General features: G+C 69.7%; 5 protein-coding genes. 3 read left to right on the forward strand and 2 right to left on the reverse strand.

Going from position 1 to position 7,517, the window contains the following annotated elements; genetic code table 11:
• Positions 1-17: 17 nt before the first annotated feature.
• Both ACH5AO_RS07485 and ACH5AO_RS07490 read right to left on the reverse strand, forming a co-directional pair.
• Positions 18-1,007 carry a carbohydrate ABC transporter permease gene (locus ACH5AO_RS07485; RefSeq protein WP_398922791.1) on the reverse strand — a complete coding sequence of 330 codons (990 nt, stop codon included), beginning with the start codon at positions 1,005-1,007 and terminating at the stop codon, positions 18-20.
• Positions 1,008-1,021: 14 nt separating this feature from the next.
• The gene (locus tag ACH5AO_RS07490) at positions 1,022-2,338 is read right to left on the reverse strand and encodes an ABC transporter substrate-binding protein (RefSeq protein ID WP_398922794.1); all 1,317 of its coding nucleotides are present in this window, start codon (positions 2,336-2,338) and stop codon (positions 1,022-1,024) included.
• A gap of 240 nt (positions 2,339-2,578) precedes the next feature.
• Between ACH5AO_RS07490 and ACH5AO_RS07495 the strand changes: the two genes are divergently transcribed.
• From ACH5AO_RS07495 to ACH5AO_RS07505, 3 genes are all read left to right on the forward strand, one after another.
• Positions 2,579-4,372, forward strand: coding sequence for a coagulation factor 5/8 type domain-containing protein (locus ACH5AO_RS07495; RefSeq protein WP_398922796.1), 1,794 nt, complete (start codon positions 2,579-2,581; stop codon positions 4,370-4,372).
• A gap of 441 nt (positions 4,373-4,813) precedes the next feature.
• A complete protein-coding gene (locus ACH5AO_RS07500; RefSeq protein ID WP_398922798.1) occupies positions 4,814-6,214 on the forward strand; it encodes an MFS transporter in 1,401 nt (466 codons plus the stop codon).
• Between the two features lie 539 nt (positions 6,215-6,753).
• Positions 6,754-7,395, forward strand: a complete 642-nt coding sequence (locus ACH5AO_RS07505) for a LuxR C-terminal-related transcriptional regulator (protein WP_398922800.1) — start codon at positions 6,754-6,756, stop codon at positions 7,393-7,395.
• Positions 7,396-7,517: the final 122 nt, after the last annotated feature.

Below are 7,517 nucleotides of genomic sequence, written 5' to 3' on the forward strand. Positions count from 1 at the left end.
CGGGGACCGGGGTGTGCTCATGAGGCGGTCCTCCGTCCGCGCGAGGTGAGTGCGAGGTAGACGCCCGTGACGACGAGCAGGAACAGCAGGAGCAGGACGGACATCGCGGAGCCGGTGCCGAAGTTCCAGGTGACGAAGGACGCCTGGTAGATGTGGACCGAGATGAGGTCCGCGGCCTCGGGCGCGGTCTTGCCGAACATGACGTACGGGGTGTTGAAGTCGTTGAACGTCCACAGGAACAGGACGAGGACCAGCACCTGGTTGACCGGGCGGAGCGAGGGCAGGGTGATGCGGCGGATCTGCTGGAGCATTCCGGCGCCGTCGAGCGCGGCGGCCTCGTACAGCTCGCGCGGGATGTTCTGCAGGCCGGCCATCACGATGAGGAAGGCGAACGGCCAGCCCTTCCAGACGGAGACGACCAGCAGGGCGATGAAGCTGTTGTCGCCGATGAGCCAGAACGACGGCTTGTCGGTGATGCCGAGCTGGTCGTGCAGGACGTGGTTCACCAGGCCGTTGTCGTGCTGGAACATGAACACCCAGGTGATGACGGCCGCGTAGACCGGCAGGGCGTACGGGACCAGGAACAGGGCGCGCAGCAGGCCGCGGCCGCGGAAGGTGTCCTGCATGAAGACGGCCGCCGCCGTGCCGATCAGCCAGCACAGGCCGACGGAGAGCAGGGTGAAGGCGATGGTGACGAGGAACGAGTCGAGCAGGGCCTTGCCGACGGGGGCGTCGAAGTCCACCGACACCGAGTAGTTGTCGAAGGCGGCCCAGGGGGCGGTGCCCCAGTCGCGGATGTAGAACTGGGTGAGTTCCTTGAAGCTCATCACGATGCCGATGACCATCGGCACCAGGTGGACGAGGAGTTCGAGGAGCAGGGCGGGCAGCAGGAGCAGGTAGGGCAGTCCTATGCGGCGGATCCGCCCGGGGCGGCGGCGGGGGCCGCTCGCCGCGCCGGGGGAGCTCTTCCGCACGGTGGCCTCCGCCGCGGGTGCAGTGGCAGTCATGGCGGTGTCGGGGCTCACTTCGCGGGCATCTGCTGCTGCGCCTTGGTGAGCGCGGCCTTCACCGAGTCGGTGGTCACCTCGCGTCCGGCGGCGGCGTCGGCGAACAGTTCCTTGATGGCCGTGCCGACGGCGGTCTCGAACTGGGACTCGTCGGGCACCTGCGGCAGGGCGACGGCGCTCTTGGCGAGGGTGTCCTTGAGGACGGCGTTGGCCGGGGAGTTGAAGGCGGGGTCCTCCTGGGCGGCCTTGACCGGCGGGATGGAGCTGTACGCCGTGTTGAGGATCTTCTGTTCGGCGTCGCTGGTCATGAACTTCACGAACTTGGTGGCGCCGTCGAGGTTGTCGGTGTTCTTGAAGACGGCGAGGTTGATGCCGGCGACCATCGAGTTGACCTGCTTGCCCGCGCCGGGGGTGCCGGACTGCACGGGCACGGGGGCGATGCCGTAGGCGTCCTCGCTCATGCCCTGGGACTTGAGGTTGGCGGAGGCGGACTGCCACAGCAGCATGGCCGTCTTGCCCTTGGCGAAGTCGCCGACCGACTGGTTCTGGGCGTACTCGGCGTTGCCCGGGGCGATGACCTCGTCCTCGGCCATGAGGTCGACGTACTGCTTGACCGCGGTGACCACGCCGTCGTTGGTGAAGTCGGCCTTGCCGTCGGCGGTGAAGAAGTCGGCGCCGTGCTGCTTGGCGAAGACGAAGGCGTGGTGGATGTTCTCGGAGGGGTTCGAACCCTCCGCGCCCAGGCCCCACTTGCCGTCCTTCGACAGTTTCTCGCCGGCGGCGGCCAGCTCGTCCCAGGTGGCCGGCGGGCCGTCGATGCCGGCGTCGGCGAACATCCGCTTGTTGTAGTAGAGCGCGTAGGCCATCGAGTACAGCGGCACCGCGGCCGGGTCCTGGCCCTGGACGCCGGTGGAGCCGAGCGCGGAGTCGACGAAGCGGTCCCTGCCGCCGATCCTGTCGAAGTTCTTCGCGTCCCAGGGCAGCAGGGCGCCGGTGGCCTGGAGGGAGGCGGACCAGGTGTTGCCAATGTTCAGCACGTCCGGGCCCTGGCCGGAGGTGGTGGCGGTGAGGATCCGGTTGAGCAGGTCGGACCAGGGAACCACCTCCAGCTTAACCTTGATGCCGGTCTCCTTCTCGAACTTGTCGAGCTCGGGCTGGAGGACCTTCTTGTCGACCTCGATGCTGGCGCCCTGGTTGGAGGCCCAGTAGGTGAGTTCCTTCGGCGAGTCGTCGGACCCGCCGCCGGTGCTGGATCCGCCTCCGCAGGCCGAGGCGGCGAGTGCGAGAGACAGGATGACGGCGCCTGTGGCCGCGGCTCGGATACTGCGCATGGCTCCTGATGTCCCTTTCCGGGGTGCATGAGGCGTCCTCCGCACGGAGAAACGGCCTCACGTCTTAATTTAGGACGTGAGTTAAACCCTCCGGAGGCGGTACGTCAAGGGTTCGGACGGACTCGCCCGACTCTCGTCACACCCCTTGACTCACCTGTTCCACGGATGAACCATTCAGCGTCGAGAGAGCGCTCCCAGCACCCCACGCCGTTCACTTCCTGAACCAGGAGAGCCAGCCCCATGACGTCCGACTCCCCGTCCTTCCCCCGGACTCCGGCCCTCGGCCGCCGCGCCGTCCTCGGCGCCGCGGCCGCCGCCCCCGTCCTGGCCGGACTGCCCTCGGCGGCCTCCGCCACGCCCGCGGCGGGACGCAAGAAGCCGCGCCGGCTGAAGGGCGGCGGCGATCTCGGCCCCCACGTGATCGTCTTCGACCCGTCCACGCCGGGCATCCAGGCCAGGCTCGACGAGGTGTTCGCCCGGCAGGAGTCGGCGCAGTTCGGCACCGGCCGCTACCAGCTGCTGTTCAAGCCGGGCACGTACGACGACATCAACGCCCAACTCGGCTTCTACACCTCGATCTCCGGGCTCGGCCTCTCCCCCGACGACACCACCATCAACGGTGACGTGACGGTCGACGCCGGCTGGTTCGACGGCAACGCCACGCAGAACTTCTGGCGTTCGGCGGAGAACCTGGCGCTCGTCCCGGCCAACGGCACCAACCGGTGGGCGGTCGCCCAGGCCGCGCCGTTCCGCCGGATGCATGTGCGCGGCGACCTCAACCTCGCCTCGTCCACCTACGGTTGGGCCAGCGGCGGCTACATCGCCGACAGCCGGATCGACGGCACGGTCGGCCCCTACTCGCAGCAGCAGTGGTACACCCGGGACAGCTCGGTCGGCGGCTGGACCAACGCCGTCTGGAACATGGTGTTCTCGGGCGTCGAGGGCGCCCCCGCGCAGAGCTTCCCGGACCCGCCGTACACCACGCTCGCCACGACGCCGCTCTCCCGCGAGAAGCCCTTCCTGTACCTCGACGGCGACCGGTACCGCGTCTTCCTGCCCGCGCCGCGGAGGAACGCGCGGGGTGTCACCTGGGGCAACGGCACCCCGCGCGGCACCTCCCTGCCGCTGGACCGCTTCTACGTCGCCAGGCCCGGCGACTCGGCGGCCACCCTCAACCAGGCGCTCGACCAGGGCCTCCACCTGCTGCTCACCCCGGGCATCTACCACGTCGACCGGCCGGTGAGGGTGAACCGTCCCGGCACGGTCGTCCTGGGCCTCGGCTACGCCACCCTGATCCCCGACCACGGCGTCACCGCCCTGAAGGTCGCCGACGTCGACGGCGTACGCCTCGCCGGCTTCCTGGTCGACGCCGGTCCTGTGAACTCGCCCGTCCTGCTGGAGGTCGGCCCGAACGGCGCCTCCCGGGACCACTCCCGCGACCCGATCACCGTGCAGGACGTCTTCGTCCGGATCGGCGGGGCCGGTCCCGGCAGGGCGACCACCGCCATGGTGGTCAACGCCCGGCACACCATCGTCGACCACACCTGGGTCTGGCGCGCCGACCACGGCGACGGCGTCGGCTGGGAGACCAACCGCTGCGACTACGGCGTCGTCGTGGGCGGCCACGACGTCCTGGCCACCGGCCTGTTCGTCGAGCACTTCAACAAGTACGACGTCCAGTGGAACGGCGAACGCGGCCGCACGATCTTCTTCCAGAACGAGAAGGCCTACGACGCCCCCGACCAGGCCTCGATCCAGAACGGCCCGGTCAAGGGCTACGCGGCCTACAAGGTCGGCGACCACGTCACCACCCACGAGGGCTGGGGCATGGGGAGTTACTGCTACTACAACGTGAACCCGGACATCGTCCAGCACCACGGATTCGCCGCCCCGGACCGTCCCGGTGTGCGCTTCCACGGCCTGCTGGTCGTCTCGCTGAGCGGGCACGGGCAGTACGAGTGCGTCATCAACGACACCGGGGCCCCGACCTCGGGCAGCACCACCGTGCCGTCCACGGTGGTGTCGTACCCCTGATCCCGGCGCCGGGGACACGCCCGTGACCGACGCCGACGGTCGGGGGTGTGTCCGTACGGCGGCGGTGGCAGCCCCTCCCGGCTCCGGGAGCGGGAGGGGCCGCCGTTCACGCCCTGCCGCTCACCGCGCGGCCACGGGGACCGGGCACGGGGAGCGGCGACGGTGGCGTGGTCGCGCACGGCCGGTCTCCCCTCACGGGCCATGGATGCGCGGCCCGGGGTCGGACGGCGTCTGTGCGGTGAGTGCGGGGAGGGAGGTGCGGGCCGGGCCACACAACATCCGTGTCTCACATATTGGTACGGTGTTTCTGGCCAGTGAGATGTCTGAGATCGTTGTATGGCCCACACGGTTCGCGCGGCCTCCCGCGAGGCGGACGCGTGGCACGGTGCGGGCCGCCGGCGTGCGCCGCCGGTGACCGTTCCTCCCCGGAAAGACCGTGAAATGCCCGCACCATCCACCGGCCCGGCCCCCGTCAACTCTCGGTCCCGGGTCCTCATCGCGAGCCTCATCGGCACGACGATCGAGTTCTACGACTTCTACATCTACGCGACCGCCGCCGTCCTGGTCTTCCCCAAGCTCTTCTTCCCGAGCAGCGACCCGACGACGGCCCTGCTGTCGTCCTTCGCGGTGTTCGGCGCCGCGATGGTCGCCCGCCCGATCGGCGCCGTGGTCTTCGGACACCTCGGCGACCGGCTCGGCCGCAAGGGCACGCTGGTGGCCTCGCTGCTCACCATGGGCATCGCCACCTTCCTCATCGGCGTGCTGCCCACCTACGCGCAGGCCGGCTGGGTCGCCACCGCGCTGCTGGTGCTGATGCGGCTCGCGCAGGGCTTCGCGCTCGGCGGCGAGTGGAGCGGCGCGGCCCTGGTCGCCACCGAGAACGCCCCGAAGGGCAAGCGCGCCCTCTACGGCACGTTCCCGCAGCTGGGCGCCCCGCTCGGCTTCATCATCGGCAACGGGCTCTTCCTGATCATCGGCGCGCTGCTGCCGTCCACGGCGGGCGCCGACCCGTCCCAGCCCTCGGACGCCTTCCTGAGCTGGGGCTGGCGCATCCCGTTCCTGTTCTCCGCGGTGATGGTCGCGATCGGCCTGTGGGTGCGGATGCGCCTGGTGGAGGCGCCGGTCTTCTCCCGGACCCGCGAGGCCGGGCTGGTGCGGAAGCTGCCGCTGGCCACCGTCTTCCGCGGCCACTGGAAGCAGTTGGTCCTCGGCACCTTCTTCATGCTGGCGACGTACGTGCTCTTCTACCTGATGACCACGTTCTCGCTGAGCTACGGCCGTACGCCCGAGGACGACGCCGTGCCCGGCCTGGGGTACGACTACACCACCTTCGTCCTGATGATGATCTTCGGGGTGCTGTTCTTCGCCGTGTTCACCCTGGTCTCCGGCCCGCTCGCGGACAAGTACGGCCGGCGCTCGACGCTGATCGCGGTCACCGCCGGGATCCTGGTCTTCGGGCTGGTGTGGGTGCCGCTGATCGGTCTGGGCACGCTGGGCGTGGTGCTGTGGCTGGTGCTCGGCTTCACGCTGATGGGCATGACGTTCGGCCCGATGGGGGCGCTGCTGCCGGAGCTCTTCCCGACGAGCGTGCGCTACACGGGCTCCGGGATCTCCTACAACGTCAGCTCGATCCTCGGCGCGGCCGTCGCCCCGTTCATCGCGGTCGCCCTGTGGGAGGCCGGCGACGGCTCGCCGTGGCTGGTCGGCGTCTACCTCTCCTCGATGGCGCTGCTGACGCTGGTGGCGCTGCTGCTGGGCAAGGAGACGAAGGACGTCGGACTCGACGAGGGCGAGGCCGTCGACGCCTCCGGCCGGAACGAGGCCCCCGCCACGGTCTCCTGAGCGGTCCGGCACCCGCGCAGCGGCCCCCTTCCCCCGTCCGGGAGCGGAAGGGGGCCGCGGCGCGTCCTCGTGGGCGGCACCGGCGTGGACCTCACCACGGTCCGTGCGCGACCCCGGCCGTGTACAGGATCCCCTCGGTGCCGGCGAGGGGTCCGCGGAGCCTCCCGGCGAGCCGGCGGCCCTCGGCGGGCAGCCCCGTACGCGCCGTCGCACACGGCGGGGAAATCCCTCACCTCTCCACGTCGGCCGAATCACGCCCGTCACACGGAGGGAAGAAAACAAACGTTCAATTACCGGTGCGCGGGAAATGGCGAGAACCGAGAATACCGCCCGCAATAACCATGCGTTGCACGCGCATCAACTTCCTGGCCTCGTCCGAAAATAGTATCCACGGTCGTGTACTATCGAGCGGCAGTGGGCCCATTTTCCGACGGGGGAGGACAGGCCCACAACGGGGGCATCTCGATGCACCCGCGCACTCTCTTCATGCTCGTGAATACGACGGAGGGTCGCCGATGCCATCGATTCGGATCTTGCTCATGGACACCGAACGGCTGGTCGCCGAAGGTTTCCGGAATTTACTGCAGGGCTTCAAGGAGTTCTCGGTGGTGGCCGTCGCGCACGACGAGGCCACCGCGCTGCACCAACTGCGACGACATCATCCACATCTCGTCGTGATGGGCCCGGGAGCGGGCGGAAACGGAGGCATGAGCACCGCACGGGCGATCCGCCAGTACTCACGGCACGTCCGCATCATCGTCCTGGCGTCCAGCCGGCAGCCGATCCACATGCGCGAGGCCTTCGCGGCCGGCGCCAACGCCTACCTCTCACGCGACATCGACGCCCAGGAACTGCGCGACACCCTGCTCACCGTGCACCGCGAGGGCATCGCCCTGTCCGCCGCGACCGCCGGACAGATCCTCGAGCTCCTCTCCGGCGGACTGGGCCGCGACGCCTCACCCCTCGACCTGCTCACCCGGCGCGAACGGGAGATCCTCTTCCTGGTCGCGGACGACCAGGAGACCCACCACATCGCCGCCCGACTGGGCATCACCCCCAAGACCGTACGCAACTACCTCAGCCGCATCTACGCCAAGCTGGGCACCCGCAACCGTCTCCAGACCGCCCTGTACGCCCTGCGCTGCCCGGAGTTCCACCCGCAGTCGGTCGCCAAGACCTGATCCTCCCGTCCGCGTTCACCTCGGAGTGGGGGGGGGGGGGGGGAACGGGGGTTGTGTGGGGGGGACCGCGGCGGGGGGGGGGGGGGGGGGGGGGGAGGGGGGGGGGGGGTTGGGGGGGGGGT

Source organism: Streptomyces sp. NPDC018964 (genome assembly GCF_044390325.1).
Taxonomy (GTDB): Bacteria; Actinomycetota; Actinomycetes; order Streptomycetales; family Streptomycetaceae; genus Streptomyces.